This window comes from Amycolatopsis saalfeldensis (genome assembly GCF_900110575.1).
GTDB classification, from domain to species: domain Bacteria; phylum Actinomycetota; class Actinomycetes; order Mycobacteriales; family Pseudonocardiaceae; genus Amycolatopsis; species Amycolatopsis saalfeldensis.
Genome location: NZ_FOEF01000002.1, coordinates 18,170 through 44,155 on the forward strand (window position 1 = coordinate 18,170; position 25,986 = coordinate 44,155).

Annotated in this window: 27 protein-coding genes and 1 pseudogene; 19 read left to right on the forward strand and 9 right to left on the reverse strand. The window is 73.2% G+C overall.

The annotated features are described in order from the left end of the window. Positions 1 to 124: 124 nt before the first annotated feature. On the reverse strand, positions 125 to 904 hold the full coding sequence (locus BMY97_RS04540) for a COG4705 family protein (RefSeq protein ID WP_091613023.1): 780 nt from the start codon (positions 902 to 904) through the stop codon (positions 125 to 127). Between the two features lie 281 nt (positions 905 to 1,185). On the opposite strand from BMY97_RS04540, the gene BMY97_RS04545 reads away from it, so the two are divergent. The 8 genes and pseudogenes from BMY97_RS04545 to BMY97_RS48190 all read left to right on the forward strand — a co-directional run. Then, entirely contained in the window at positions 1,186 to 2,802 is a 1,617-nt protein-coding gene (locus BMY97_RS04545) for an alkaline phosphatase family protein (protein WP_245787151.1), read from the forward strand. 88 nt (positions 2,803 to 2,890) lie between these two features. Next, entirely contained in the window at positions 2,891 to 3,586 is a 696-nt protein-coding gene (locus tag BMY97_RS04550) for a response regulator transcription factor (RefSeq protein WP_091613028.1), read from the forward strand. Beyond that, on the forward strand, positions 3,583 to 4,968 hold the full coding sequence (locus tag BMY97_RS04555; RefSeq protein ID WP_245787152.1) for a HAMP domain-containing sensor histidine kinase: 1,386 nt from the start codon (positions 3,583 to 3,585) through the stop codon (positions 4,966 to 4,968). The genes BMY97_RS04550 and BMY97_RS04555 overlap by 4 nt, the downstream gene beginning before the upstream one ends. A gap of 56 nt (positions 4,969 to 5,024) precedes the next feature. Then, positions 5,025 to 5,654: a DUF998 domain-containing protein gene (locus BMY97_RS04560; protein WP_245787153.1), complete on the forward strand. Its 630-nt coding sequence runs from the start codon at positions 5,025 to 5,027 to the stop codon at positions 5,652 to 5,654. Further along, the gene (locus BMY97_RS04565; protein ID WP_091613031.1) at positions 5,651 to 7,669 is read left to right on the forward strand and encodes a glycosyltransferase; all 2,019 of its coding nucleotides are present in this window, start codon (positions 5,651 to 5,653) and stop codon (positions 7,667 to 7,669) included. The genes BMY97_RS04560 and BMY97_RS04565 overlap by 4 nt, the downstream gene beginning before the upstream one ends. A gap of 62 nt (positions 7,670 to 7,731) precedes the next feature. Next, entirely contained in the window at positions 7,732 to 8,793 is a 1,062-nt protein-coding gene (locus tag BMY97_RS04570) for a glycosyltransferase family protein (RefSeq protein WP_245787154.1), read from the forward strand. A gap of 262 nt (positions 8,794 to 9,055) precedes the next feature. Continuing rightward, positions 9,056 to 9,259: a hypothetical protein gene (locus BMY97_RS04575; RefSeq protein WP_091613033.1), complete on the forward strand. Its 204-nt coding sequence runs from the start codon at positions 9,056 to 9,058 to the stop codon at positions 9,257 to 9,259. Positions 9,260 to 9,605: 346 nt separating this feature from the next. Next, positions 9,606 to 9,980 (forward strand): annotated as a pseudogene (locus BMY97_RS48190) (polysaccharide deacetylase family protein); the annotation flags it as partial. A 156-nt stretch (positions 9,981 to 10,136) separates the two neighbouring features. Here BMY97_RS48190 and BMY97_RS04585 read toward each other — a convergent pair. Genes BMY97_RS04585 through BMY97_RS46840 form a run of 3 tightly spaced genes read right to left on the reverse strand, consistent with a single transcriptional unit; the run spans position 10,137 to position 12,673 of the window. Then, positions 10,137 to 11,141: a M56 family metallopeptidase gene (locus tag BMY97_RS04585; protein WP_091613038.1), complete on the reverse strand. Its 1,005-nt coding sequence runs from the start codon at positions 11,139 to 11,141 to the stop codon at positions 10,137 to 10,139. 4 nt (positions 11,142 to 11,145) lie between these two features. Next, entirely contained in the window at positions 11,146 to 11,505 is a 360-nt protein-coding gene (locus tag BMY97_RS04590) for a BlaI/MecI/CopY family transcriptional regulator (RefSeq protein ID WP_091613041.1), read from the reverse strand. A 28-nt stretch (positions 11,506 to 11,533) separates the two neighbouring features. After that, positions 11,534 to 12,673, reverse strand: a complete 1,140-nt coding sequence (locus BMY97_RS46840; RefSeq protein WP_177231185.1) for a phosphodiester glycosidase family protein — start codon at positions 12,671 to 12,673, stop codon at positions 11,534 to 11,536. Between the two features lie 191 nt (positions 12,674 to 12,864). Between BMY97_RS46840 and BMY97_RS04600 the strand changes: the two genes are divergently transcribed. The 11 genes from BMY97_RS04600 (at position 12,865) to BMY97_RS04650 (ending at position 21,993) form a co-directional block, all read left to right on the forward strand. Continuing rightward, positions 12,865 to 13,557, forward strand: a complete 693-nt coding sequence (locus BMY97_RS04600) for a response regulator transcription factor (protein ID WP_091613043.1) — start codon at positions 12,865 to 12,867, stop codon at positions 13,555 to 13,557. Between the two features lie 4 nt (positions 13,558 to 13,561). Further along, positions 13,562 to 14,842 (forward strand): sensor histidine kinase, encoded by a 1,281-nt coding sequence (locus BMY97_RS04605; protein ID WP_091613046.1) that lies wholly within the window; start codon positions 13,562 to 13,564, stop codon positions 14,840 to 14,842. Positions 14,843 to 14,909: 67 nt separating this feature from the next. Then, the gene (locus tag BMY97_RS04610) at positions 14,910 to 15,572 is read left to right on the forward strand and encodes a DedA family protein (protein WP_425425227.1); all 663 of its coding nucleotides are present in this window, start codon (positions 14,910 to 14,912) and stop codon (positions 15,570 to 15,572) included. Then, a complete protein-coding gene (locus BMY97_RS04615) occupies positions 15,572 to 16,132 on the forward strand; it encodes a phosphatase PAP2 family protein (protein WP_091613049.1) in 561 nt (186 codons plus the stop codon). Before BMY97_RS04610 ends, BMY97_RS04615 begins: the two co-directional genes overlap by 1 nt. Beyond that, entirely contained in the window at positions 16,129 to 16,527 is a 399-nt protein-coding gene (locus tag BMY97_RS04620) for a DUF1707 SHOCT-like domain-containing protein (RefSeq protein ID WP_091613051.1), read from the forward strand. Before BMY97_RS04615 ends, BMY97_RS04620 begins: the two co-directional genes overlap by 4 nt. Before the next feature lie 64 nt (positions 16,528 to 16,591). After that, entirely contained in the window at positions 16,592 to 17,281 is a 690-nt protein-coding gene (locus BMY97_RS04625; protein ID WP_091613054.1) for a response regulator transcription factor, read from the forward strand. Then, positions 17,278 to 18,660 carry a sensor histidine kinase gene (locus BMY97_RS04630; protein ID WP_091613056.1) on the forward strand — a complete coding sequence of 461 codons (1,383 nt, stop codon included), beginning with the start codon at positions 17,278 to 17,280 and terminating at the stop codon, positions 18,658 to 18,660. The genes BMY97_RS04625 and BMY97_RS04630 overlap by 4 nt, the downstream gene beginning before the upstream one ends. A gap of 66 nt (positions 18,661 to 18,726) precedes the next feature. Continuing rightward, positions 18,727 to 20,130: a ferredoxin reductase family protein gene (locus tag BMY97_RS04635; RefSeq protein WP_091613059.1), complete on the forward strand. Its 1,404-nt coding sequence runs from the start codon at positions 18,727 to 18,729 to the stop codon at positions 20,128 to 20,130. 11 nt (positions 20,131 to 20,141) lie between these two features. Beyond that, entirely contained in the window at positions 20,142 to 20,609 is a 468-nt protein-coding gene (locus BMY97_RS04640; RefSeq protein WP_091613061.1) for an FMN-binding protein, read from the forward strand. Continuing rightward, a complete protein-coding gene (locus tag BMY97_RS04645) occupies positions 20,606 to 21,340 on the forward strand; it encodes an FAD:protein FMN transferase (RefSeq protein WP_245787155.1) in 735 nt (244 codons plus the stop codon). The genes BMY97_RS04640 and BMY97_RS04645 overlap by 4 nt, the downstream gene beginning before the upstream one ends. Before the next feature lie 50 nt (positions 21,341 to 21,390). After that, a complete protein-coding gene (locus tag BMY97_RS04650; RefSeq protein ID WP_091613063.1) occupies positions 21,391 to 21,993 on the forward strand; it encodes a hypothetical protein in 603 nt (200 codons plus the stop codon). 28 nt (positions 21,994 to 22,021) lie between these two features. On the opposite strand, the gene BMY97_RS49495 is transcribed toward BMY97_RS04650, so the two are convergent. Genes BMY97_RS49495 through BMY97_RS04675 form a run of 5 tightly spaced genes read right to left on the reverse strand, consistent with a single transcriptional unit; the run spans position 22,022 to position 25,817 of the window. Further along, complete coding sequence (locus tag BMY97_RS49495) at positions 22,022 to 22,747, reverse strand: Clp protease N-terminal domain-containing protein (protein WP_091613065.1); 726 nt, start codon at positions 22,745 to 22,747, stop codon at positions 22,022 to 22,024. Further along, the gene (locus BMY97_RS04660) at positions 22,747 to 22,968 is read right to left on the reverse strand and encodes a helix-turn-helix domain-containing protein (RefSeq protein ID WP_091613068.1); all 222 of its coding nucleotides are present in this window, start codon (positions 22,966 to 22,968) and stop codon (positions 22,747 to 22,749) included. The genes BMY97_RS49495 and BMY97_RS04660 overlap by 1 nt, the downstream gene beginning before the upstream one ends. Positions 22,969 to 23,024: 56 nt before the next feature. After that, positions 23,025 to 24,065 (reverse strand): ABC transporter substrate-binding protein, encoded by a 1,041-nt coding sequence (locus tag BMY97_RS04665; protein WP_245787156.1) that lies wholly within the window; start codon positions 24,063 to 24,065, stop codon positions 23,025 to 23,027. A gap of 34 nt (positions 24,066 to 24,099) precedes the next feature. Then, positions 24,100 to 24,975 carry an ABC transporter permease gene (locus BMY97_RS04670; protein ID WP_245787157.1) on the reverse strand — a complete coding sequence of 292 codons (876 nt, stop codon included), beginning with the start codon at positions 24,973 to 24,975 and terminating at the stop codon, positions 24,100 to 24,102. Beyond that, positions 24,972 to 25,817, reverse strand: a complete 846-nt coding sequence (locus BMY97_RS04675; RefSeq protein WP_091613071.1) for an ABC transporter ATP-binding protein — start codon at positions 25,815 to 25,817, stop codon at positions 24,972 to 24,974. The genes BMY97_RS04670 and BMY97_RS04675 overlap by 4 nt, the downstream gene beginning before the upstream one ends. Between the last annotated feature and the right edge of the window lie 169 nt (positions 25,818 to 25,986).

Here is a 25,986-nt window from a genome sequence, read left to right on the forward strand (position 1 = left end):
GCCGGCGGGTTCCCGACGCAAGATCGCGTGAGGACCCGTCAGACGGTAGGGGGTGCCGGATGAGGTATCGGCTCGGTGACGGTAAGTGTGCGGTAAACAATTCCCGGATTACCGCCGGGGAATGTCACCGGAATGCGGGCCGCCGTGCCGCGGTCAGATAACCGACGAGCGCGGCGATCACCAGCAGCAGGACGAGGCTGACCAGGCCGGTGCCCAGGTCGAGCCCGCCGCGCACGGGCGGCACGCCGAACCAGTCGGCGAACGAGGCGCCCAGCGGCCGCGTCAGGACGTAGGCGGCCCAGAACGTCGCGATGGCGCCGAGCCCGGCGAACCGGCGGGCCAGCGGCGGGATCGCGATGGCCACCGCGAACATCAGTCCCGAGCCGAGGTAGCCCAGGCGCAGGGTCGTCGCGGTCAGGTCGCCCACGGCGGTGCCGAGCGCGAACGTGGTGACGACGGTGAGCCAGTAGAACAGCTCCCGGCGCGGCGTGGTGATGCTGTGGATCGACAACGTCTTCTCGATCCGTTGCCACAGAACGAAGACAACCGCCAGCACGACCGCGAAGAAGACGGTCGACACCGCGTACGGCACACCGAGCCCGACGTGCAGGAAGTCGGCGGCCATGGTCCCGAACACGCTCACCATCACCACGGCCGTCCAGTACACCCAGGGCACGTACGTGCGAGCGCGGAACTGCGCGACCAGCGCCGCGGCGAACGCCAGCCCGCCCAGTGCCACGGCGATCACCGGATCCATCAGGTGCGCGAGGAAGTCGCTCGTCGTCTCGCCCATGCCGGTCGTGAGCACCTTGACGATCCAGAAGAGCGCGGTGACCTCCGGGACCTTGCTGGCAGCGACGCGGCCGGCCACGGGACCGCCCTCGCGCAGTTCTGCTGAAGTCATGGCGGAATTCTCGCAGCCGGGCCGGTCCCGCCGATGGCCGGAATGATTCTTCCGCCGGCGTCCCCGTTGCTGGTTTTGCCGGTTTCGTGATGGCGGAAAGATAACCTCGGGCGAACCTGCCGCTAACCTTCGCGACGGTATTGTGCCGCCGTTTTTCCCGGCCGGCGACTGAATCCAGTTCATTCGATGTTCGCCCCGCTGTCTCCCAGGATCTTTCTCGGCAGCCTGGAATACGTCGGGCGCCGGAGTTCCCGGGCGCCGGAGAAAGCAGGAGGAGATTCGTGTCGAGAATTCGCACATGCTCGGTGCTCGCCGCGGCGGGGCTGTTCGCCACCGCTGTGCCGGCGACGGCGGACCAGCCCGGCCAGCAGCAGCGGCACGTGCTGCTCGTCTCGGTCGACGGGCTGCACCAGTCCGACCTCGCCTGGTACACGGCGGCGCACCCGCAGTCGGCGCTGGCGGGACTGGTCGGGCACGGCACGTCGTACACCCACGCGAGCACGCCGGTGCCCTCCGATTCCTTCCCCGGCATGGTCGGCCAGGTGACCGGCGGCAACCCGGCGACGACCGGCGTCTACTACGACGCCACGTACAACCACGCGCTGCTTCCCGCGGGCACGAAGAACTGCGCGGGCGTGCAGCCCGGCGTCCTCGTCGACTACACCGAGGATCTCGACCGGAACAAGGATTCCGTCGACGCCGGGCAGGGCCTCCCGAACCTGCCGGACGGCGTGCTGAAGATGACCGGCGACCCGCGCACGCTGATCGATCCCGCGAAGCTGCCGGTGGACCCGCGGACCTGCAAGCCCGTGTACCCGCACCAGTACCTGCGGGTCAACACGGTGTTCGAGGTCGCCCGCCAGGCCGGCCTGCGGACCGCGTGGTCGGACAAGCACCCCGCGTACGAAATGCTCAGCGGCCCCTCCGGGACCGGCATCCAGGACCTGTTCACCCCGGAGATCAACAGCGTGGTGGGCAGCGGTGACTGGACCACGGACAACGCCGCGACCCAGCGCTACGACGGCTACAAGGCCCAGGCGGTGCTCAACGAGATCGACGGGTACGACCACAGCCGCACCACGCAGACCGGCACGCCGGCGGTGTTCGGGCTGAACTTCCAGTCGGTGTCCACCGCCCAGAAGCTCCCGGTCTCGGGCGGTCAGCCCGGCGGGTACCTGCCCGGCGGCGCGCCGGGACCGGTGCTGCGCTCGGCACTCGACTTCGTCGACCGCCAGATCGGGGCGTTCACCGCCGAGCTGAAGCGCCGTCACCTCGACAAGAGCACCACCGTGGTGCTTTCCGCCAAGCACGGCCAGTCGCCGATCGACCCGGCCGCGCTCACCCGCATCGATGACGGCGCCCTCCTCGACGGCCTGAACGCCGCCTGGCGCGCGGCCCACCCGGGCACGCCGGACCTGGTCGCACTGTCCACTGACGACGACGCCATGCTGCTGTGGCTCTCGGACCGCTCGCCCGCGGCGACGTCGTTCGCCAAGAACTACCTGCTGGCCCAGTCGGGGAACGGAAACGGGATCACCGGCGCGGCGAAGCCGTTTGTCCACTCGGGACTGACGGCGGTCCACGCGGGAGCCGACGCGGCCCGTTACTTCGGCGTCCGGCCCGGCGACGCCCGGGTCCCGGACCTCGTCGGCGTGGTCGTGCCCGGGGTCGTGTTCACCGGCGGCAAGTCGAAGATCGCCGAGCACGGCGGCGCGTCCGCGGACGACCGGGCCGTGCCGCTGGTGGTGAGCGGGACCGGCCGCGGCACGGTCGAGACCGGGGCGGTCGAAACCACGCAGATCGCCCCGACGATCCTGCGGCTGCTGGACCTCGACCCGCGCTCGCTCGACGCGGTGCGCGCCGAGGGCACGCGGGTGCTGCCGGGGCTTCGTGAGTGAACCGGATTTGCCGCGCGCTGGCCCTGCGCTAACCCGGACTTCAGCTCCGCATTGGTAACTTCCGGCAAGGAGGACACGGAGGTTTCGGGTGCACGTCGTGATCGTCGATGACGAGGCCGCGCTGCGGGACTCGCTGTCGCGCACGCTGCGCTTCGAGGGCTACACGGTTTCCGTCGCGACGGACGGCGCCAGCGGACTGGAGCTGATCCGCTCGGATCGGCCGGACGGGGTGATCCTGGACGTCACCATGCCGGTGCTGGGCGGGCTCGACAGCTGCCGGCTCCTGCGGGCGGAGGGCAATCACGTGCCGATCCTGATGCTCACCGCCCGCACGGCGGTCGGTGACCGTGTGGCCGGGCTCGACGCGGGCGCCGACGACTACCTGGTGAAGCCGTTCGCGCTGCAGGAACTGCTGGCCCGCGTCCGGGCCCTGCTGCGCCGCACCGAGTACGGCTCGGCGGCCGAGCCGGAGGGGCCGTCCTCGCTGGAGTTCGCCGATCTGACCCTGGATCCGGGCACCCGCGAGGTCCTGCGCGGGGACCGCCCGGTGCGGCTCACCCGGACCGAGTTCTCGATGCTCGAGACGTTCCTGCGCCATCCGCGGCTGGTGCTGACCCGGGCGGTGATGTTCGAGCAGGTCTGGGGCTACGACTTCGGCGCCGCGTCCAACGGGCTGGACGTGTACGTGGGCTCGCTGCGCCGCAAGCTCGAAGCGGACGGAGAGCCGCGGCTGCTGCACACGGTTCGTGGCGTCGGCTACGTGCTGCGCGAGGATCCGTTGTGAGACCACGGATCCGGGCCTTGACGCTGCGGGCCCGGCTGACCGTGCTGGTGGTCTCCGCGGTGGCCGTCGCCGTGGTCGCGGTCTCGCTGACGTCGTGGCTGGTGACGCGCGCGAACCTGTACCGGCAGTTCGACGCGCAGCTGCAGGCGTACGCGCAGGTGGCGGCCAAGTCCGCGTCGCCGGCCGAAGCGCTGGCCGCGTTGCGATCGACCGACCACGACGGCGGGGACACCGGGCACGGCCTCGGCCTCACCGTCCAGTTCCTCGACGCCGCGGGCGCGCCCACCGCCGTCGGCGGGGAGGCGCGCGCCATCCCGGTCGGCGCCGAGGCCCACCAGGTCGCCGCCGGTGCCGCCACGATCGGGTCGGAGGAGGACAAGATCGGCTCGGACCGGTACCGCGTCTGGATCGCCGCCCGGCTGGGCGGCGGCGCGGTGCAGGTCGCCCGCGACTCCGAGGGGGTCGAGCGCACCCTGGCCGAGCTGGGACTGTGGGAGCTGGCGGTCGGCCTCGGCGTGGTGCTCGCCGCGGCGCTGACCGGGCGCGCGGTGGCGAGAACGGCGTTGCGGCCGGTGGAAACGCTGACCGCCGCGGCGGGGGAGGTGGCCCGGACCCAGGCCCTGTCGGCGGAGATCACCGTCACGGGGCGGGGGGAACTCGCGTTGCTGGCCGAATCCTTCAACGAGATGCTGACCGCGCTCGCCACCTCCCGCGACGACCAGCGCCGCCTGGTGGAGGACGCCGGCCACGAGCTGCGGACGCCGCTGGCCAGCCTGCGCAACAACATCGAGCTGCTGATCCACGCGCAGAGCCGCTCCGGCCTGCCCGCCGACGACCACACCCGGCTGCTGGCCGACCTCGACGCGCAGTCCACCGAACTGACCGACCTGGTCGGCGAGCTGGTGGAGCTGGCGACGGGGGACCGGTCGCCCGAAACCGTCGAACCGGTGGAGCTGGGCGAGGTCGTGCGGGCCGCGGTGGACCGGGCCCGGCCGCGCGCGCCGGGTGTCCGCTTCGAGCTGTCGGCGGCCGAGGCCGTGGTCCGCGGCCGTCCCGCGGCGCTCGAACGGGCCGTCCTCAACATCCTCGGCAACGCGGCGAAGTGGAGCCCCTCCGGCGGCGTGGTGACCGTGACGCTGGCCGCGGAGGACGGCGTCGCCCGGCTCGTGGTGGCCGACGAAGGCCCGGGCATCGCCGAAGCCGACCTGCCGCACGTGTTCGAGCGGTTCTACCGGGCGGCGTCCGCCCGCGCGCTGCCGGGTTCGGGGCTGGGCCTGGCGATCGTCGAGCAGGTGGTGGTCCAGCACGACGGCCGGGTCACCGCCGCGAACGGGGAGCCGGCCGGTGCCCGGTTCGAGGTGACCCTGCCGCGGGTTTCTTAACCAAACCCGGCCGGATCTTCATCGAGTTCTCATCCGCGCGCACAATCGTGGGTGAGGTGACCACGACCTCGTTGCGGGCGCCGCGCCCCGCGCCGCTCCTGTGGACGGCGATCGGGATGTGGGCCCTCGCGCAGCTGCTGATCGGCGGGCTGGCGGTGGGGCTCGCGCAGCGGGTCGACCCGTGGCGCGACCCGGTCAGCGACTACGCGCTGCAGCGCTGGGGCCGGGCGCCGTTCCTGCTCGCGGTGGCGCTGCTGCTCGCCGGCGGGATCGTGCTGGCGGTGGCGGCGCAGCTGGCCGGGCTGCCCCGCAGCCGCGGCGTGATCGTCCTCTTCGGACTGTGGGTGGCGGGCCTGCTCGTCGTGGTCCTGTTCCGGGAGAACCCGAGCGCCACCGTGGTCACCCTGCACGGCGAGATCCACCGCTTCGGCGGCGCGGTGCTGTTCAGTTGTCTCCCCTTCGCCGGCCGCGCGCTGGCCCGGGCCCTGGGCACCGATCCGCGATGGTCGGCGCACGCCGGGCGGCTCCGCTGGTACGCGGCGCTGGCGCTGTACACCGCGGCGGCGTTCGGCCTCGCGCAGTTCGTGTCCGCGCTGCCGGAAGGGCTGCTGGAACGCCTGGCGCTGACGGCCGAGCTGGGCATGCTCGTGACCACCGCCCTGGTCGTGCGGGCGGCCGCGCGATGACCGTCCTCGCGATCGCCTTGGCTTTGCTGGGCGCCTGTTTCTTCGCCGGTTCGGTCTCGCTCCAGCACGACGCCGTCCGGGCGCAGCGAAACGGCGCGGTCCGCTTGACCCGGCTGGCCCGGTCACGGACTTGGCAGGCGGGCGCGCTGCTCGGCGTCGCGGGCACCGGGCTGCACTTGACCGCGCTGTCGCTGGCGCCGCTGGCCATCGTGCAACCGCTCGGAGTGCTGAGCCTGGTGCTGACCGTGCTCGCGGGCCGGGCGACGGCGACGCGCCGGGTCCGGATCGCGGCGCTGGCCGTGTGCATCGGGGTCGGCGGCTTCGTCCTGGTCTCGGCGTCCGGCGGCTCGGCGTCGCCGGACGTGACGACCGGCGCCGTGGTGCTGGCCGTGCTCGCCGGGCCGGTGGTCGCCGCGGCCGGGCTGAGCTGCCGGGGCCGCGGCCGGTGCGCCGGTCTGGCCGCCGCGGCCGCGGTGCTGTTCGGGCTCGGCTCGGCCGTGCTCCGCGCGGCCGCCCTCGAACTGTCCACAGTGGTCACCGCCGCCGGGTTCGCCCTGGGCGGCGCGGCACTGCTCGCGGCCGGCGGCTGGCTGCTCCAGCAGGCCCACGCCGCCGGTCCCACCGCGGTCGTCGTCGGCGCCACGACGGTGCTCGACCCGCTCACCGCCGTGACCGCGGACCAGCTGCTGTACGGCGAAACACCCCACCTCGTGCCGGCCATGGCCGTCGCCCGCCTCGTCCTGGCGCTGCTCGCCGTGACGGGTGTGCTCGTGCTGGCCGGTTCGCTCAGCGATCCGCCCGAACTCGACAAGGAACCCCTCATGGCCGACCCGCTTCCCCCTGCCGGACTCCGGATCCTGCTCGGCGCCGACACGTTCCCGCCCGACATCAACGGGGCGGCGCACTTCACCGCCCGGCTCGCCCACGGCCTGGCCGGCCTCGGCCACGACGTGCACGTCCTGCGGCCCCGCCCGCGCGCCGACGCCACCGACCACGGCCCGCTCACCGTGCACGACGCGCCCTCGCTGGGCACGCCGTTCCACCCGACGTTCCGGATCGGCCGCCCCGGCGTCGGCCGGGCTGCCGAGGAACTGCTGGACCGCATCCGCCCGGACGTCGTGCACGTCCAGTCGCATTTCGCGGTCGGGCGCGCGCTGCTGGCCGCCGCCCGTCGCCGGGGTGTGCCGACGGTCGCGACCAACCACTTCATGCCGGAGAACCTGCTCGGTTACGTCCGCCTGCCGTCGGCGGTCCGTGAGGCGCTGATCCGCTTCGCGTGGCGTGACCTGGTCCGCGTCTACCGCGGTGCCGACACGATCACCACGCCGACGCCGCGGGCCGCGGACCTGTTGGCGCGCAACGGTATCGGGCGTCCGGTCACGGTCATCTCCTGCGGTGTGGACCTCGAGCACTACGCCGCGCGGGCCACCCCGTCCGGTGGTGACGCGGCGGTGGTGTTCGTCGGGCGGCTCGACGCCGAGAAGAACGTCGACGAGCTGGTCCGCGCCGTCGCGCGCGTGCCGCGGATCCGCGCCGAGATCGTCGGTGACGGCTCCTGCCGGGCCGCGCTCACGGAGCTGGCCGCGGAACTGGGCGTGGCGGACCGGGTTCGGTTCCACGGCTTCGTGCCGGACGCCGAACTGGTCCGGATCTACGGCCGTGGCCAGCTGTTCTGCATGCCGGGCACCGCCGAGCTGCAGAGCCTCGCCACGATGGAGGCGATGGCCGCGGGCCTGCCCGTGGTGGCCGCCGACGCGATGGCGCTGCCGCACCTGGTCCACAACGGACACAACGGTTACCTCTACCCGCCGGGTGACGTCGCCGCCCTGGCCGCCCGGCTCGCCGAACTGGCCGGGAACGAAGACCGCCGCGCGGCGATGGGCGCGGCCGGCCGGCAGCTGGTCGCGCGCCACGACCTCACCCGCACCCTCAACCGCTTCGAAACCCTCTACCGTCCGGCGGCGGCGCTTCAGACCGCGGTGGCCGATTCGGGCCTGGAGCCGGCGCGCCCTTGATTCCCCGGGATTTCCGGCCGCCCCGCTGGCCCGCAGCATCTACAAGTATGTAGATTTACGACGTGCCTGTAGATACTGCGGAAGGCGAGCGCATGGAGCGTGTGGTGATCGTGTCCGCCCGGGTCGGCGCCGGGCACGACGGTGCGGCCCGGGAGCTGGCGCGGCGGCTGACGGAGCGGGGGATCCGCGTCAGCCGGGTGGACTTCCTCGACCTGCTGCCGGGGCGGCTCGGGCGGGCGTTGTGCGGGGCCTACCACCGGCAGCTGGAGATCGCCCCGCGCAGCTGGGACTGGCTGCTCGGGGCGCTCGGCTCGCCGGCGCCCGCGGCGGCCGCCCGGCGCTTCGCGGCGCTGGCCGCCCCCGGCCTCGCGGAAGCGGCCGGGGACACGCAGCTCGTGCTGTCCACCTACCCGCTCGCCACCCACGCCGCGGCCCGGCTGCGCGCGCGGGGACGGCTCGAACCGGCGTTGGTGGCGTACCTGACGGACCCGTCGGTGCACCGGCTCTGCGTGAGCCGGTGGGCCGACTTGACCATCGCGCCCAACGAGATCGCGGCCCAGCAGGCACGGGCGTTCGGCGCGGTCCGCACGCTGGTCACGCCGCCGCTCGTCGGGCCCGCGTTCCGCCCGGTCACCGGCACCGCCGAGCGGGCGCGGCTGCGGCTCGCGCACGGCCTCCCGGCGGACCGCCCGCTCGCCCTGGTCGTCTCCGGCTCCTGGGGCGTCGGCGAAGTCGAGCGGACGGTAGCCGACCTCGTCACCGACGGCGCGACAGAACCGGTCGTCGTCTGCGGCCGCAACGACGCACTGCGCGCCCGCCTGGAACGAGCCGGGCTCCGGCACGTGTTCGGCTGGGTGGACACGATGGCGGACCTGATGCGCGCGTGCGACGTCGTGGTGCAGAACGCGGGCGGCCTCACCACCTCGGAGGCCCTCGCGACCGGGCTGCCGGTGCTCACCTACCGCTGCCTGCCGGGCCACGGCCGTGCCAACGCCGCCGTCCTCGACCAAGACGGCACCGTGCCCTGGGTCCGCTCGCCCGACGGACTGGGCGAGGCGGTCCGCGCGGCCCTCGCGACCGGCCCGGTGACGTCGATGGCGTGGCCGGTGGAGGTGGCGGGGTGACGGTGGGTTCGTTCGGTGGGCTTGGCGAGGCGGCCGGCCCGCTGGCGACTGGCCCGATGACGCCGATGGTGGCCGGCCGAGGACGCCGGGCGGCGGTGGTTGCGGGTTTGCCCGGTGGTCGTCGCCTTCCGCGCGGTGCTCGCGAGCGGTCCGGTGGTGGAGGTGGCCGGGTGACCCGGGCGGCGGTGTGGGTGCGTTCACCCGGCGGGCTCGGCCACGCGGTCGGCGTGGCACTGACGACTGGTCCGGTGGAGGTGGCGGGATGATGCGGGTGATGGTGGGTTCGCCCTGGGGACTTGGCGAGGCGGTCGGCGCGGTGCTCGCGGTTGGTCCGGTGGCGCCTGGTGGTGTGGCCGGCCGAGGAGGCCGGGCGGCGGTTGTTGCGGGCTCGCCCGGCGGCCAGGTCGCCTTCCGCGCGGTGCTCGCGAGCGGTCCGGTGGTGCCGCTGGGGGAGGTGGCCGGGTGATGGTGAGTTCGTTCTGCGGACTTGGCGAGGCGGCCGGCGCGGTGCTCGCGGCTGGGCCGGTGGCGCCGGTGGTGGCCGGTCGAGGAGGCCGGACGGCGGTGGTGGGGGGTTCGCCCGGTGAGCTGGGCGATGCGGTCCGTCCGGTGCTGGCGACTGGTCCGGTGGCGGCCGGTGGAGGTCGCCGGGTGATGCGGGCGGCAGGGGTGGCAGGTTCGCCCGGTGGGTTGGGCGAGGTGCCCGAGAGCAGCCCGGTAGAGGTGGCCGCGTGATCCGGGCGGCCGCGCTCGCCGCCGTCGCCGCGCATGCGGGGCCGGCTGCGTTGTTCATCCCGCCGGTGCGGGTGGCGGTGGCGCCGGGGCTGGCTGGGATCGGGGATGCCGGGCATGTCGCGCTGACGTTCGACGACGGGCCGCACCCGCGGTCCACCCCGCACTTCCTGAGGCTGCTCGACGAGGCCGGGACCCACGCCACGTTTTTCGTGCTCGGCCGGGAGCTCGCGCGCACCCCGGATCTCGGGCGGGCGATCGTCGGCGGCGGGCATGAGATCGCCGTGCACGGCTGGGATCATCGGTGTTTCCTGCGCCGCGGTCCGCGAGCCCTGTACGACGACCTCGCGCGCACCGTCGAGCTGACCACCCGGATCACCGGCGTGCGGCCGGCCTGGCTGCGCGCGCCCTACGGGGTGTTCTCGGCCGGGTCCCTGCTCGCGGCGCGCAAGCTGGGGCTGCGACCGGTGTTGTGGACGGCGTGGGGTCGCGATTGGACCAGCCGGGCGACACCGGCTTCAGTCACCGCGACTGTCCACAAGGGCCTCAAAGGAGGCGGCACGATCCTGTTGCACGACTCCGACGTCGCCGCCTCCGTCGGGGCCTGGCGCTCAGCGCTCGGCGCACTCCCGGTGATCCTCGCCGGTTGCCGGGAGCGAGGCCTGGCCGTCGGTCCCCTGCGCGAGCACGGGCCGGCATTCCGCCCGTTGCGCGGATTCGATCCCGGCGTGCAGGTCGGCCGCGGCCTGGAGGCTGGCGACCGCCGACCAGGCGGAGCAGCCCAGCACGAAGGCCACCGCCAGCGCGGCGAGCGGGCCCCGGCCCGGCGGGGCTGACGCCTTGTCCAGCAGGGCGTGGACCCGTAACGGCACCGGGCCGCTGGTCGCCGCGAGCGCGTACGCGGCCTCGGCCCGGCCCGCCAGCGCGGCCTTCGCGACCGCGGTCGCCACCAAGCGACGGTCGCCGACCCGCTCGGCCGCGGCCTCGTCGGCCCAGCGCTCCATCGCGAACCGCGCCGCTGTCCCGAGTGGACGGACGAACGGGTTCAGCGCGCTCGCGAGGGTGGCGGTCGCCGCGTACACCGGGTGCCGAAGCCTGAGGTGGGCGCGCTCGTGGGCCAGCAGGGCGACGCGTTCGTCGGGGCCCAGCACGGCGAGCATCCCGCTGGAGAGCGCGATCCGGCCACCGCGCCCGGCGATGGCGAAGGCGATCGGCTCCGTGCCGGGCAGCACCACCACGCCGCCGTCGAGGGTCTGCCCGTCGAGTTCGGCGTGCACCCGCCGGTACCAGCGCCGGTAACGCAGGGCCGCGCGGACGACCGCGCCCGCGACGGCGGCCAGCAGCGCGCCACTGGCCACCGCGACGGGGATCGGCACCGCCGTGGCCGCGCTGAACGCGGTGGGGGAGAACTCGCCGAGCCGCGCGATCACCGGCAGCTGCGAAAGCCCGGCCGCAGCCGCCAGCAGCAGCGCCGCCGTGCTTCCGGCGGCGAGCACCAGCGCGATCGCGGGGAACAGCGCGCTCGCGAGCCGCGGGGCCAGACGGGGCGCCAGCCACTGCGCGACCGGCCAGGAGGCCAGCGGCAGCAGGAGCGGCACAAGCAGGTCCAGTCCCATCCCGTCAGCCTTCCGCCGGGTCGCGCCGCAGCAGCTCCAGCAGCGCCTGCTCGTCCCTGGCCGGCAGGTTGGACACGAAGCGGGCCAGCACACTGTCGCGGTCGTGCTCGCTGTCGAGCACCGCGCGCATCCGCCGGGCGGCCAGCCCGGGCTCGTCGTCCACCGGGCTGTACGTGAACGACCGGCCCTGCTTCTCCCGGGTGACCACGCCCTTCTCGTGCAGCCGCGAAAGGATCGTCACCACGGTCGTGTAGGCGAGCGGGCCGTCGAGCCGCTTCCGCACCTGTTCGGCCGACGCGGGTTCGCGGCGCTGCCACAGCACGGCCAGCACCTCGGCCTCCAGCTCACCGGGTCCTCTGCGCATACCCCTGAATCTACACCGCTGTCATAGTTCACCCGGTGACCGGCGGGGGAAAGCGCAAGGTCGTCGCGAAGAAGTCGCGCTGGTCGGAGCTCAGGTAACGGTCCACCTGGCCGGGCATGGCGGGCAGCAGCTTCCGCGGTGACGAACCGGCGAGATCGGGCCGGTAGCTGTTGAAGGTGACCATCGGCGAGTGGATGTCGAGCTCCATGCCCTGCTGGATACCCGCCTGCGCCATGGCGGCGGCGAGGGTGCGCAGCGTCAGCCCGCCGCCGCCGACGAAGATCAGGTTGCCGTCGCGGTCGGTGCCGAAGCCGGAGCGCCAGGTGTACTGGAACTGGTTGGACGCGCTGCCCCAGTGCCCGGCCGGGTTCTTCTCCAGGCCGGGCACCGGCGCGCCGTGGTCGATCACCAGGTCCAGGTTCTGCCGCACGGCGGTGACGTGCGGGCCCATCGTGGCGTCACGGCCCCACTGCGCCACCGAAACGCGGCCGGTGTCGTCGATCACGGCCGACGCCATGCCGTCGCGAAGCGGGGCGGCGGTGGTGCCGTCGAGGTAGTAGCCGCACTGGCAGTCCTTGAGCTTGAAGCCCGAGTTGAACGCGGCGACCAGCGTGCCGCGCAGCGCGTCCGGGATCGCCGACGGGCCGGGGCCGCCGGGGTCCTTCGTGCCCGAGAACAGCCGGGTGCGCACCAGGGACTGGTTCAGCCACGCGACTCCGGCGACCACACTGGCGTGCCCCGGGTCCGGCTGCACGAACGTGGTGTACTCGGCGACCTGGGTGCCGCTGCGGGCGCCGGCCGTCCACACGCCTTCGCCCGCGGGCGCGAACCGGCCCACCGGGAGGTCCGGCGGCCGCAGCCCGGCCGCGGCCCCGGCGCTGCTGCCCGCCGGCGGCAGATCGCGGGCTGGGGGCGGGGCCGTCGACGGCGGATGCCGTGTGTACCACCAGTTCTCGACCGTGTTGACCACGCCGCCCAGGCCGATGTCACGCAGCCAGTCGACCGTCCGGACGGAAAAACTCGCGTCTCCGGGATAGGTGAGGTCATAGCCGTACATCCCCGCCGGGTAACAGAACAGGGCCGCGATCAGCAGCACGGCGATCCGGCCGCGCCGGCGGGGTTTCGGGCGCGGGGCGAGCGCGGGCGGGACGAGGTGGTCGACGGACATGTCCGAAAGCTATTGCGCGCCCGGTGCACGCCCGGAAAAGCCGGGGTTAGAGCCGGGGAAAAACGCATTCCGGCCGCGGAAAGCGGCGGCGGCGATGAGAAAGCGGGTGATTTCCGGTTAGCGGAAGGCAAAATGATCGCGGCCGTGACCGGCGCGCGGGCAATCGCGGACGCGGCGGATAGTCTCGGGGCATGGCCCGAGTCCTCCTCGTCGAAGACGACCGCACCATCGGTGGGGTCCTGCAAACGAGCCTCACCCAGCACGGGCACGAGGTCGCCTGGTTCACCGAGGGCCGCGCGGCCTTGCGCGACGCCGCGGAACGGCCGTGCGAGCTGGTGCTGCTCGACCTCGGCCTGCCGGACCTCGACGGCGCCGAAGTGTGCCGCGAACTGCGCAGCCTCCAGCCCGCCTGCGTGATCGTCATGCTCACCGCGCGCGGCGACGAAATGGACGTGGTCGTGGGCCTCGAGGCCGGCGCGGACGACTACCTGGTCAAACCGGTGCCGCTCGGCGAGCTGCACGCCCGGCTTCGCGCCCATCTGCGACGGCATTCGGTCGCCCGCGGGCCCGCGGAGGTCTGCCTCGGCCGCCTGAGGATCGACTCGGCCGCGCGACGGGTCACTGTGGACGGTGCCGAGGTGAGCCTGCGGGCGAAGGAATTCGAGCTGCTGCAACGGCTCGCCGCCGAGTCGGGCACCGCGGTCAGCCGGGAGACGCTGATGGCCGACGTGTGGGACGCGCACTGGTTCGGCTCGACCAAGACCCTGGACGTGCACATCGCCGCGTTGCGGCGCAAGCTCGCCGAGGCGGGCGGCTCGGGCCCGATGCCGGAGATCGCCACGCTGCGGCGGCACGGCTACCGGCTCGAGGCCCCGGAGGGCTGAGCGGGTGCGCCGCCGCATCGTCGCGACCACCCTGCTCGCCGCGCTGGTCGCGATCGGCCTGTTCGGCATCCCGCTAGCCGTCGCCGTCTCCCAGTATTACGTCACCGCCGAGCGCGCGGAGCTGGAGCGCGCCGCGGACGGGTACGCGCTCGACGTCTCCGCCGACATCCTCCGCCACCGCGCCCCGGACCGGATGCCGGAGACCGAGGACCCCACCTTCGTCGCCGTCTACACCGCGGCGGGCGCGCAGCTGGCCGGTGCCGGGCCGCAGACGCTCGACAACGCGGACGACGCGGTGCGGGCGGGCGGGGTCGTGGTCGCGGACACCGGCGATGAGCTCGTGGTGGTCGTGCCGATCAGCGACGACGGGACGGTGGTGGCGCTGGTGCGGGCCGCGACCGCGCGGACGGAGGTGTTCCAGCGCACGGTGCTGACCTGGCTGGGCATGGCCGGTCTCGCCGCGGTGGCGCTGCTGTCCGCCTACGTCGTGGCCCGCCGCCAGAGCCGGCGGCTGGCCCGCCCGCTGGAACAGCTGTCGGCGACGGCCCGCGACCTCGGCGACGGCGATTTCTCCATCCGGGCCGGCCGCGCCGGGATCCCGGAGATCGATTCGGTCGGCGAATCGCTCGACTCGACGGCGGTGCGGCTGGACGACCTCCTGGCCCGCGAGCGCGCGTTCTCGGCCGACGCGTCGCACCAGCTGCGGACGCCGCTCGCCGGGCTGCGCCTGCAACTGGAAGCGGCGCTGGAGGACCCGGGAACCGATCTGCGCGAGGTGGTACTGGCCGGGATCGGCACCACGGGCCGGCTCGACCGGACCGTCACCGATCTGCTCGCGCTGGCCCGCGACACCCCGCCGGTCCGGGACGCCGCCGCCGTCGGCGAGGAGCTGGTCGCCGTCGAGCAGGAGTGGGCCCCGGCGTTCTCCGGCCGGGGACGCGCGCTCGTGCTGACGATCGAGCCCGCGGTCGCCGGGGCACGGCTGTCCGGCCCGGTGCTGCGGCAGATCATGACGGTGCTGCTCGACAACGCGGCGCGCCACGGCGGTGGCACGGTGACCATCACGGTCCGCGACGCGGGCGGCGCCCTCGCGGTCGACGTGGGCGACGAGGGCGAAGGCGTGGAGAGCGGCACCGACGTGTTCAGCCGCCGCTCGGCGGGCGCGCACGGGACCGGGATCGGGCTGGCGCTGGCGCGGCGGCTCGCCGAGGCGGAGGGCGGCCGGCTGCGGCTGGCCCGGCTCCGTCCCCCCGTTTTCACCTTGTTGCTGCCGCTGGAGCAGTAAAACGGCTTACTACTACGTTGGTGTAGAATTTCTACATCAACGTAGTAGCAAGCTGGAGGAGTGGTCCGTGGGGTTCGCTGTGCATGCCGCTGTCGCGGTGCGGGAGTCGCTGGGCGGCAGCCTGCTCGACCCGAAGTCGCTGCTCGCCACGTTCGGCCCCATCGGGGTTTTCGTGGTGATGTTCGCCGAAACCGGGCTGCTGATCGGGTTCTTCCTGCCCGGCGACTCGCTGTTGTTCACCGCGGGGGTGCTGGCGGCGACCGGCGCGGGCTCGGCGCTGCACGTGTCGCTGCCGGTGGTGATCGTCGCGGCCGCGGTGGGCGCGATCGCCGGTGCGCAGGTCGGCTTCCTGCTCGGCCGGCGGGGCGGCAGCGCGGTGCTGGCGCGGGTGAAGAACCGGCATGTGCACGAAGGCGTCGCGCGCGGCTCGGCGATGCTTTCCCGCTACGGGTATGGGAAAGCCGTGGTGCTGGCCCGCTTCATCCCGGTGGTGCGGACGGTGCTGAACCCGCTGGTGGGCGTCACCGGGATGCCCGCGCGGCAGTTCGCGCTGTGGCAGCTGCTCGGCGGTCTGCTGTGGACGGTCGGGGTGACGCTGGCCGGGTACGCGCTCGGCGCTTCGGTGCCGAACATCGACAGCTACCTGCTGCCGATCATCGCCGTGGTGGTGCTGGTGTCGTTGAGCCCGCTCGTGGTCGAGGTGATCCGGGCCCGTCGAGGGCGGGCGTGATGTTCTTCGATGCCGGGCTGTACAAGGACGTCACCGATTTCGCGGGGTCGGTCGGCTGGCTGGCGGGACCCGTGGTGGCGTTCAGCGAGTACGGCGTTTTCCTGATCGTGCCGGTGATCCTGGCGCTGCTGTGGCGGGCCCGCGGCCGGGGGACGGCCGAGCTGGCCGCGGCGCTGTGGGTGCCGGTCGCGGTCGCGGTGGCGCTGGCGTTCGACACGGTGCTGAAGGCGGCCTTCGCCGAGGTCCGCCCGTGCCGGGTGGTCCCGGCGGTGCACACGCTGCTGCCGTGTGACGCGCCGACGGACTACGCGTTTCCCAGCAACCACACGGTGATCGTGGCCGCGTTCGCCGGCGCGATGCTGCTGGTGAACCGGCGCTGGGGCTGGTGGGCGACCGGGTTCGCGGTGCTGGTGGGCATTTCGCGGGTGTACATCGGCGCGCACTACCCGCACGACGTCGTGGCGGGCTTCGTGCTCGGGATGGCGGTGGGGCTGCTCGGCCTCGCCGTCGTGCCCCGGCTCGCCCGAGCCCGATTACTGCTGATGCGGAGGCAACCATGACATCGGACGACCCCGTGCCCTCAGGCGTGCGCTGCTCCGACGCCGAACGTGAGCGGACCGCCGCGGCGCTGCACCAGGCCGTCGGCGAAGGCCGGCTCTCCTTGGCCGAAGTCGAGGAGCGGACCACGGCGATCTACGCCGCCCAGTACCGCCATGAGCTGGACGCCGTCGTCGCCGACCTGCCGGCCGCCGAGGCCGCCGCCGCTCCCGGCTGGCGCCCGCTGCTCACCGGCCTGGGCCAGCAGGTCACGGCGGACCTGATGTCCCTCACCGCGGCTCGCCGGAAAGCGATGCTGATCGCGCTGGTGGTGCTCGCCGTCGTCGCCGCGCTGATGCTCGCGGTGCACGGCATCACCGACGAGGGACACGGACCCCACAGCTTCGGCCACGACTGATCGGCCCGGCCGCCGGGGAAACGTCGAAGTGCCGGTCCCCGGCGCGATCGGACATGATGGCCGCATGCCGCACCGCGTACTGCTCGCCGACGACGACCGGGCCATCCGGGAGTCGCTGGTGCGCGCCCTGGAGCTGGAGGGCTACCGGGTCACCGAGGTGACCGACGGGGTGGCGGCGCTGGCGACCGCCCGCCGGGAGGAGTTCGACGTGCTGATCATCGACGTGATGATGCCGGGCGTGGACGGGCTCGGCGTGTGCCGGGTGCTGCGCGCCGACGGCGACCCGACCCCGGTGCTGATGCTGACCGCGCGGGTGGAGACGGCCGATCGCGTGGCCGGTCTGGACGCGGGCGCGGACGATTACCTGCCGAAGCCGTTCGAGCTGGACGAGCTGCTCGCCCGGTTGCGCGCGCTGCTGCGCCGCGGCCTGCCGGACCCGGGCGGGGCGGCCCAGCGCGTGCTGCGGCTGGGGGAGCTGGCGGTGGACCCGGCGGCGCGGCGGGTGTGGTGGTCCGGGAGCGAGATCCCGTTGTCCAAGACGGAATTCGACCTGCTGGAGCTGCTGGTCCGCAATGCCGGGATCGTGCTCGACCGGGGCACGATCTACCAGCGGATCTGGGGTTACGAGTTCGGGCCGGAGTCGAAGAACCTGGCCGTCTACATCGGATACCTGCGCCGGAAGCTGGAGAAGGCCGGCGCGGACGGCCTGATCCACACGGTCCGCGGCGTCGGCTACTCGGTGCGGCCGGCGTGAACCTGCGCAGCAAGCTGGCCTTCGCACTGGCGGGCGTCGGCGCGGCGACGGCGATCCTGGTCGGCGTGTTCAGCTACCAGACGGCGTCGGCGCGGATCAGTGAGGAGCTGGACCGCTCGCTGCTGACCTCGTCCTCGGAGGTCGCCGCGGGGGCGACGCAGGTGCTGGCGCCCAGCCCGCTCACCCGCGGCCCGGACGACAACGACCACGACGAGGCCCAGCCCATGGTGGCGCAGGCGATCGCGCCCGACGGCTCGGTCCGGCCGATCGGCGGCCGCCCGGTCCGGCTGGCGGTGGGCGCCGCGGACCGGGCGCTGGCGGCGACCGGGGCCCCGGGCAGCCGCGGCTACGAAGACCTGACGGTGCCGCCGGACGACTACCGGGTGATCACCGTCGCGCTCGGGCCGGGGCGGGGCGCGATCCAGCTCGGCATCGACGTCGACGAGACCCGGCACGTGCTCCAGGACCTCGCCACGCGCATCGCCGGCCTGAGCGTGGTGGTCCTGCTCGGTGCCGCGCTGGCGGGCTGGCTCATCGCCCGCCAGATCACCCGGCGGCTGGTCCGCCTGACCCGGGTGACCGAGCAGGTCAGCGCCGGCCGGCAGCTGGACGTCACGGTGCCGACCGGCGGCCGGGACGAGGTCGCGCGGCTGGCCGCGTCGTTCGACCGCATGCTCGGCCGGCTGGCCAGTGCGCGCGAGGACCAGGAACGGCTGGTGCAGGACGTCGCGCACGAGCTGCGGACGCCGTTGACCAGCCTGCGCACCAACGCCAGCGTGCTGCGCCGGTTCGACGAGCTGCCCGCCACCGCGCGGGGGCGGCTCGTGGACGATGTGGACGGTGAGACCCGCGAGCTGACCCACCTCGTGGACGAGCTGGTCGAACTCGCCACCCGCCACCAGGACGAGGAGGAGGCCGCGCCGGTCGAACTGGGCGCGATCGCCGAGCGGGCGGCGGAGCGGGTGCGCCGCCGGTCGGGCCGCACCGTGGTCGTCGACGCGGACGGCACCCGCCTGAACGGCCGGGCCAAGGGCCTCGAACGGGCCGTGTCCAACCTGCTCGAGAACGCGGTCAAGTTCGACGCCGGGGCCGGGCCGCTGCGGGTGCTGGTGCGCGACGGCCGGCTGGAGGTGCTCGACCGCGGCCCGGGCATCGCCGACGAGGACGCCGGGCGCGTCTTCGACCGGTTCTACCGCGCGGACGGCGCGCGCGGGCTGCCGGGATCGGGGCTCGGCTTGGCCATCGTGCGCGAGGTCGCGCGCACACACGGGGGTGAAGTCTTCGCGGGGCCGCGCTCGGGCGGCGGCGCGGTGGTCGGGTTCACCGTCGGCACCGAGGTTCTCTTACCGTTTTCACAACTTGATCACGCCGGGGACTAACCGGGCTCGGACAGGGTGGTGGGGACGCTTCGCATCCGCGAGCGCAGCCCCCGCACCGGGAGACCGATGTCCGCCACCACCCTGCCGATCCGGCGGCCGCCGCTGTCCCGCCCGCCCGCGCCGGTCCGCCGGTGGTGGCGGGACGCCGCCGGGCTGGCCACCTGGCTGAGCCTGCTGTTCGTGGTGGCCCTGTGGGTTTCGGGCCGGGGCCTGCAACAGCTGTCCGGTGTGGCCGGCCTGCTCACCTCGACCGGACGGCTCACCGGGCTCGTGGCCGCGGACCTGCTGCTGATCCAGCTCCTGCTGATGGCACGCATTCCCTGGGTGGAGCGCAGTTACGGCCAGGACGAGCTGGCCCGGCGGCACCGGCTGGTCGGCTTCACCTCGTTCACCCTGACGCTGGCGCACATCGGGCTGATCAGCCTCGGGTACGCGGCCACCGACCGGTCCGGGCTGGTGGCGGAGGTCTGGGACCTGGTGACCACCTATCCGGGCATGCTGCTCGCGACCGCCGGGACCGCCGCGCTCGTGCTCGTCGCGGTGACCTCGGTGAAGGCGGCCCGGCGCCGGCTGCGCTACGAGTCGTGGCACCTGCTGCACCTCTACGCCTACCTGGGCGCGGGACTGGCCCTGCCGCACCAGCTCTGGACCGGTGCCGACTTCACCGCCTCACCGGTGGCGACGGTGTTCTGGTGGGGCGCCTACGCCGTGGCGGCCGGCGCGGTGCTGGTGTTCCGGATCGGGCTTCCCTTGTGGCGCAACGGGTATCACCGCCTCGTCGTGGACAGGGTCGTGCCCGAGGGTGACGGCGCGGTGTCGGTCTGGCTCCGCGGCCGCGCCCTCGACCGGCTGCCGGTCGCGGCCGGCCAGTTCTTCGTCTGGCGCTTCCTGACCGGCCCCGGCTGGACGCGCGGCAACCCGTTCTCGCTCTCGGCCGCCCCCGACGGCCGCCGCCTGCGCATCACGGCCAAGGACCTCGGCGACGGCAGCGCACGGCTGGCGAACCTGCCCGTCGGCACCCGGGCGCTGTTCGAAGGCCCGTACGGCCGGCTCACCTCGTCCGTCCGAAGTGGACCGCGGGTGACGATGTTCGCCTCGGGCATCGGGATCACGCCGCTGCGGGCGCTGCTGGAGGAAATGCCGTACCGCCCCGGCGACGCGGTGCTGCTCTACCGGGCGAGCACCCAGGCGCAGCTGCTCTTCCGGCACGAGCTGGACGCTCTCGCCGCGCGTCGCGGGGTGCGGGTGTGCTACCTGCCGGGACGGCGGGCGCGCGACCGGGACTCGTGGCTCCCCGACCGCTACGCGGCGGTCCCGGACGACGTCGTGCTGCGTCATCTCGTGCCCGGCATCGCCGAGCACGACGTGTTCGTCTGCGGTCCCGGCCGCTGGACCGAGGCGGTGATCGGCTCCGCGCGCCGGGCCGGCGTCCCGGCCGGGCGGATCCACTTCGAACGGTTCGGCTGGTAGGGGAGAAGACGATGCGCAGAATCGCCATCGCGGTCGCGGCGACCGTGTCGATCGTCGTGCTGCTGTTCAGCTATCACACCAGCACCGGCTCGGGCGGGCTGCCGGTGGCCGGGGTGCAGCCGAAACCGGTGGTCCGGACCACTGCGCCCAGCTCGCCGGCCGCGCCGTCCTCGGGGCCGTCGCCGGCGCCGTCTTCCGGTGCCGGCGGGACTTTCACCGGCGACGCCGCCGACACCCAGTACGGCCCGGTGCAGGTGCAGATCACCGTGTCCGGCGGGAAGATCACCTCGGCCCAGACGGTGCAGGTGCCCCAGGAGAGCAGCCGTGACGTGCGGATCAACTCCGCCGCCGTGCCGATCCTGAACCAGGAGGCGCTGACCGCGCAGAGCGCGCAGATCGACACCGTCAGCGGCGCCACCTACACCTCCGAGGGGTACGCGCAGTCCTTGCAGTCGGCGATCGACGCGGCGCACCGGTGACGGCTCCCGCGGCCGAGCGCCGGTCCTGGGTGGTGCAGGTGATGGGCCTGCCGGTCAGCCTGCACGTCCGCGGCGAAGGGGCCCGGTCCGCGCCCGCGGTCCGGCGCGCGGTGCCGGTGGTGTTCGGGCGGCTGCGGTTCGCGGACCGGCTGTTCAGCCCGTATCGCGAGGACAGCGAGGTCAGCCGGATCCGGCGGGGCGAGCGTCCGTCCGGGCATCCGTGGGTGGCCGAGGTGCTCGCGTTGTGCGAGCTGGCCCGCGAGCGGACCGACGGCTACTTCGACGCCCGCCTGCCCGGCGGCTTCGACCCGTCGGGCCTGGTGAAGGGCTGGGCCGTCGAACAGTCCGTCGCCGCGCTGGCGGACCTCGAGGGCTTCGACTACTGCCTCAACGCGGGCGGTGACGTCGTAGCCGCGGTCCGGTCGGCTGCTTCGCCCGCGTGGCGAGTGGGCGTCGAGGACCCGCGGGACCGCTCGCGTCTCGTCGCGGTGCGCGAGGTCCGGACCGGTGGCGTGGCCACGTCGGGCAGCGCCGCGCGCGGAGCGCACATCGTCGACCCGCACACCGGCGCCCGGCCGGACGCCCTGCTTTCGGTCACGGTGACCGGCCCGAGCCTGCTCTGGGCCGACGTCTTCGCCACGGCCGCGTTCGCCCGCGGCGGTGACGTCGCGGGCTGGGTGCGGGCGAGGGCGCCCGGCTACGAGGCCTTCGCCGTCGGGCCGGACCCGTGATGTCCTCCCGCCCGGCACGTCACCCGAAACCCTGACTCCAGAAGGACTTCATGACCACCCTGAACGGTTTGCCCGCCCATGTCCTGCTCGTGCACGCGATCGTCGTCCTGCTGCCGCTGGCGTCGCTGCTGCTGGTGCTGAGCGCGCTCTGGCCCGCGGCCCGCCGGAAGCTCGCCGGCCCGAACGCGCTGTTGTCCCTGCTGGTCGTCGCCCTGGTCCCGATCACCACCGACGCGGGGGACTGGCTGGAGCACCGGGTGGCGTCCACCCCGCTCATCCGCGCGCACACCCAGCTCGGCGACACCGCGCTGTACGTCGCGATCCCGGTCGCGGTGCTCGCGCTGGCCGTGTGGTGGCGGCAGCGGGAAGCCGCGAGGACCGTGCCGGCCTCGCTGGAATCCCCTGCCACGGAGTCCGTCGTCGCCTCGCCGGGCGGGCCTGGTGCGGCGAAGCTCGCCACCCGCCCCGCCGTCGCCCGCCGTGTTTTCCTGGCCCCGGCGTCCACTGTGGTCACTGTCGTCGTGGCGGTGCTGTCGGTCGCCGCCGCGGGCGCGGCGGTTTACGACGTCTACCGGATCGGCGATTCCGGTGCCCAGGCCAGCTGGCAGGGCCAGTTCAGCCCGGCGCCCGTGCCGGGCGGCCACGGCGGCTGAGCGCCCTCGTCGACCGGCCGGATCCCGGTCAGCCCGCCTGCCGGTAGCGATCGAGGATCGCGGTGCGCAGCGCCGGGCCGGAAGTGCCGAGCGCCAGCAGGATCGAGGGCACCAGCCCGCCGTCGGCCCGGATCAGGCCGAGCGCGAGGTGTTCGACGCCGACGTGCTGGTCGTGGCGCGCCTTCGCTTCGCGGACGGTGTACTCCAAGCCCTTCTTGGCCCGCGTGGTGAACGGGAGATGCCCGCGGGGGACCGGTTCCGGGGCGTGGTAACGGCCGGTCGCCGGCGGGACCGGTGCGGTGATGGCCGCGCGCCGGTGCGCGGTGAGCGCGAAACGATGGTGTCCGACCCAGCGGCGCAGGCCCGGCGGGATCGCGCGGCGGGGGTCCAGCCGGGACGGGCGCGGCCGCGGATGGAGGACCTCGGCCGCCCGGGTGAGGGCTTCGGCGCTGAAGGACGCTTCGATCCGGGCGCGCACGGCGTCGAGGTCGATTCCGATGGCCGACAGCGCTTCCTGGTCGAGATCGCCGAACAGGCCGCCTCCGCCGCCGAGGCCGACGCTGCGGACGATCTCCTCCTCGACCGCCTCCGGCGTGATCCCGTGGCCGCGCAGGACCTCGCCGACGGGCTCGCCGGTGGCGGCGGCGGCGAGCAGGAGGTGCTCGGTCCCGATGTAGCGGTGGCCGAGCCGGCGGGCGTGCTGCTGTGCCTGCACCACGACCGTCCGGGCTTCCGGGGTGAAGAGCTCGAACATCATCGGCTCCCGACTCGCCGGCCGTACTTGCGGTGCACCGTCTGCTTGGTGACGCCGAGCCGCGCGGCGATGTCCTGCCAGGACCAGCCCAGCTTCCGCGCGTTCTCGACCTGGAGGATTTCCAGCCGTTCGCTGAGTGACCGCAGAGCGGCCACCGCGCGCAACCCCACTTCGGGGTCGTCGCTGGTGGCGCTCTCGGCGATCTGCACTGTGGATTCCATGCCTGTCAGCATATGCTGACGGAGGATGGTCGTCAACATATGCTGACAGGCACGGGTCACTTGCTGGCTTGCACGAACTTGTCCGTGTAGGTCTTCGTCAGGTCGATGGTCTTGCCCTTGACGTCGGGGTTGAAGGCCTGCAGCACCTTAAGGTCGGTCGGCGGCCCGCTGGGCGGCATGATCCCGGTCAGGTTGTAGATCCCCTTCTCGTTGTCGAAAGCCTTGGCGTACGCGGCTTTGCCGGAACCGGCGTAGTAGTCCGCGGGCATCACGTCGGCGAGCTGTGTGCCGTTGTGGGCCTGGATCCACTTGAGCGTCGCGACGTAGGCGTTGACCAGCTTCTGCACGACGTCCGGGTGCTGGTTCACGTACGCGGTGCTCATGTACAGCGAGGTCGCGGGGTACTCGCCGCCCAGCTGCTGCGTGGTGCCCGACGCGGTGCGCATGTCGAGCAGGATGTAGGCCGAGCCGGTGGCCAGCAGGGTGGAGACGGTCGGCTCGGTGGTCATCGCGCAGTCGACGTTGCCGTGCTGCATCGCGCCGATCAGCGTCGAGCCGGACTGCACGCCGATGCGGTGGATGCTCGCCGGGTCGACGCCGTTCTTCTGCGCGAGGAACTGGGTGAGGAAGTCGGTGGACGAGCCGATGTCGGTGATGCCGAGGTTCTTCCCGGCCCAGTCGGCCGGCGACTTGATCTTGCCCTTCAGGTCGTTGCGGCACAGCTCGACCTCGCCGGGCGTGGTCAGCATGGAGATCACGGATTCCATGGACTGGCCCAGACCCTGCATGGCGATGGTGTGGTCGTAGAAGCCGCCGACGCCGTCGACCTTGCCGGCGACCATGTTCGTGGTCGCGTCGACGCCCGCGCCCTCGTCCTGGAGGGTGACGTTGAGGCCCTGCTGCTGGTAGTAGCCGAGCCGCTGGGCGAGCATGAACGGCAGGTAGATCTGCTTGTTCAGGCCGCCGACCATGATGCTGACCGGCGTGCCGGAGCCGCCGGAGCTGCTGGTGCCCCCGGACTGGCTCGCGGTCGAGGCGCAGCCGGAGAGGCTGAGCGCGGCGGCGGCCGCCAGGGCGACCCACATCTTCTTCGACACAGGTTTCTCCTTCGGTGATTTCTTGGGCGAGGGCTCAGAGTTCGGGGCCGGCGAGCTGGGCCGGGCGCCAGCGGAGCAGACGGCGCTCGAGCCGGGTGATCAGCCATTCCGCGAGCAGCGCGACGATGCCCATGATCACCATCGCGGCCCAGACCCCGTTGGCGTCGAAGGTGCCCTGGGCGTTCTTGATCAGCACGCCGAGGCCGGCGTAGCCGCCGAGGAACTCGCCGACGATCGCGCCGATCAGGGCGAAGCCGAAGCTCACGTGGAGGCTCGCGATGATCCAGGTGAACGCCGACGGCAGCACCACCTGGCGGGTGACCTGCCAGCGGGACGCGCCGAGGATGCTCGCGTTGGCGATGAAGTTCCGGTCCACCTCGCGGGTGCCCTGGAAGGCGTTGAAGAAGACGCCGAAGAACACCAGCACGATGACCAGCAGGATCTTCGACTCCAGTCCCAGCCCGAAGGCGAGCACGAACACCGAGCCGAGCACGATCCGCGGGATCGCGTTGAGCACCTTGATGAACGGGCCGAACACGTCGGAGAGGAACCGGATCCGGCCGAGGGCGATGCCGCACACGATGCCCAGCGCGGTGCCGATGACGAAGCCGATCAGGGCCTCCTGCAGCGTGGTCCAGATCTGGGCGCCGAGCGAGCCGATGGCGGTGCCTTCGGTGATCCAGGTCTGCAGCCGGGACACGATGCCCGAGGGCAGGCCGTAGAGGATGATGCCGCGCTGGTCGCCTTGCACGAGCAGCTGCCACCCGCCGAGGACGACGACCAGCACGAGCACCTGGGCCAGGTGCACCAGGGCCTGGCGCCGCCGGTGGCGGGCGCGATGGGCGGCCTGGAGCTCGGCCGGCCGGGTGCCGGCGGCCGCGGTGCCCGCGGCCAGGTCCGTGTTCGTCACGAGGCCTCCTGTTCCCGCAGCTGGGTGGTCTGCGTGTAGGCGAGGTCGACCTCGGCGCGCAGGGCCTCCCAGATCTGCTGGTAGAGATCGACGAACTGGCGCTCGAACCGGATTTCCTGCACCACCCGCGGTCGCGGCAGGTCGATCGGGAAGCGGGCCTTGACCGTGGCCGCCGGTCCCGCGGTCAGCACCACGACGGTGTCCGCGAGGGCGATGGCCTCTTCCAGGTCGTGGGTCACGAACACCACGGCCGGGCGGGTGAGGTCCCACAGGGACAGCAGCTCGTCGGACATCTTCGCGCGGGTCTGCACGTCGAGGGCGGAGAACGGCTCGTCCATGAGCAGGATCCGCGGCTCGTTGATCAGGTTCTGCGCGAGCGCGACCCGCTTGCGCATACCGCCGGAGAGCTGGTGCGGGTAGCGGTCCTCGAACCCGGCGAGGCCGACCCGGCGGATCCAGTCGCGGGCGTCGGTCAGCGCCGTCCGCTTGGCGACGCCGCGGAACCGGGGACCGGCGGACACGTTGTCCAGCACGGTTTTCCACGGCAGGATCGCGTCGGCCTGGAACATGAAGCCGACGCCCGGGGTGATGCCGGTGACCGGCTCGCCGTGCACCGCGACCGAGCCGGCCGACGGACGCTCCAAACCGGACACCAGGGTCAGCGTCGTGGACTTGCCGCAGCCGGTGGGGCCGACGACCGCGCAGAACTCACCCGGCGCGACCCGGACGTCGAGGTCTTTCAGTGCGGTGTAAGGCAAACCGCCGTCGGTGGTGAACTGCTTGGTCACCCCCGCGAGTTCGATCGCCGGGCTCAGTCCCGGTCCTGGGCTGGTTGCGTGCACCGCCTGCTCCTTCCGCTCGGTTGTCGGGGCAGGACGTTAAGAGCGGGAGACGCCGGGGAAAACGTTGTGTGCGTTACCGGCCGTGCTGCGCGTTCCGCAGTGTTTAGCTCGTTTAGCTCAGGGGAGATCCGGACGATCGGGATCTTTCGGCGGTCGGCGCTTGGCAGGG

Bases quoted from the DNA above. Each gene is read 5' to 3' on its own strand.
- BMY97_RS04575 (WP_091613033.1), top strand. From the start codon at position 9,056: ATGATGCGGGTGATGGTGGGTTCGCCCTGGGGACTTGGCGAGGCGGTC.
- BMY97_RS04640 (WP_091613061.1), top strand. From the start codon at position 20,142: ATGCGCAGAATCGCCATCGCGGTCGCGGCGACCGTGTCGATCGTCGTG.
- BMY97_RS04600 (WP_091613043.1), top strand. From the start codon at position 12,865: ATGGCCCGAGTCCTCCTCGTCGAAGACGACCGCACCATCGGTGGGGTC.
- BMY97_RS49495 (WP_091613065.1), bottom strand. From the start codon at position 22,747: ATGTTCGAGCTCTTCACCCCGGAAGCCCGGACGGTCGTGGTGCAGGCA.
- BMY97_RS04615 (WP_091613049.1), top strand. From the start codon at position 15,572: ATGTTCTTCGATGCCGGGCTGTACAAGGACGTCACCGATTTCGCGGGG.
- BMY97_RS04660 (WP_091613068.1), bottom strand. From the start codon at position 22,968: ATGGAATCCACAGTGCAGATCGCCGAGAGCGCCACCAGCGACGACCCC.
- BMY97_RS46840 (WP_177231185.1), bottom strand. From the start codon at position 12,673: ATGTCCGTCGACCACCTCGTCCCGCCCGCGCTCGCCCCGCGCCCGAAA.
- BMY97_RS04540 (WP_091613023.1), bottom strand. From the start codon at position 904: ATGACTTCAGCAGAACTGCGCGAGGGCGGTCCCGTGGCCGGCCGCGTC.
- BMY97_RS04620 (WP_091613051.1), top strand. From the start codon at position 16,129: ATGACATCGGACGACCCCGTGCCCTCAGGCGTGCGCTGCTCCGACGCC.
- BMY97_RS04625 (WP_091613054.1), top strand. From the start codon at position 16,592: ATGCCGCACCGCGTACTGCTCGCCGACGACGACCGGGCCATCCGGGAG.
- BMY97_RS04565 (WP_091613031.1), top strand. From the start codon at position 5,651: ATGACCGTCCTCGCGATCGCCTTGGCTTTGCTGGGCGCCTGTTTCTTC.
- BMY97_RS04635 (WP_091613059.1), top strand. From the start codon at position 18,727: ATGTCCGCCACCACCCTGCCGATCCGGCGGCCGCCGCTGTCCCGCCCG.
- BMY97_RS04650 (WP_091613063.1), top strand. From the start codon at position 21,391: ATGACCACCCTGAACGGTTTGCCCGCCCATGTCCTGCTCGTGCACGCG.
- BMY97_RS04585 (WP_091613038.1), bottom strand. From the start codon at position 11,141: ATGGGACTGGACCTGCTTGTGCCGCTCCTGCTGCCGCTGGCCTCCTGG.
- BMY97_RS04590 (WP_091613041.1), bottom strand. From the start codon at position 11,505: ATGCGCAGAGGACCCGGTGAGCTGGAGGCCGAGGTGCTGGCCGTGCTG.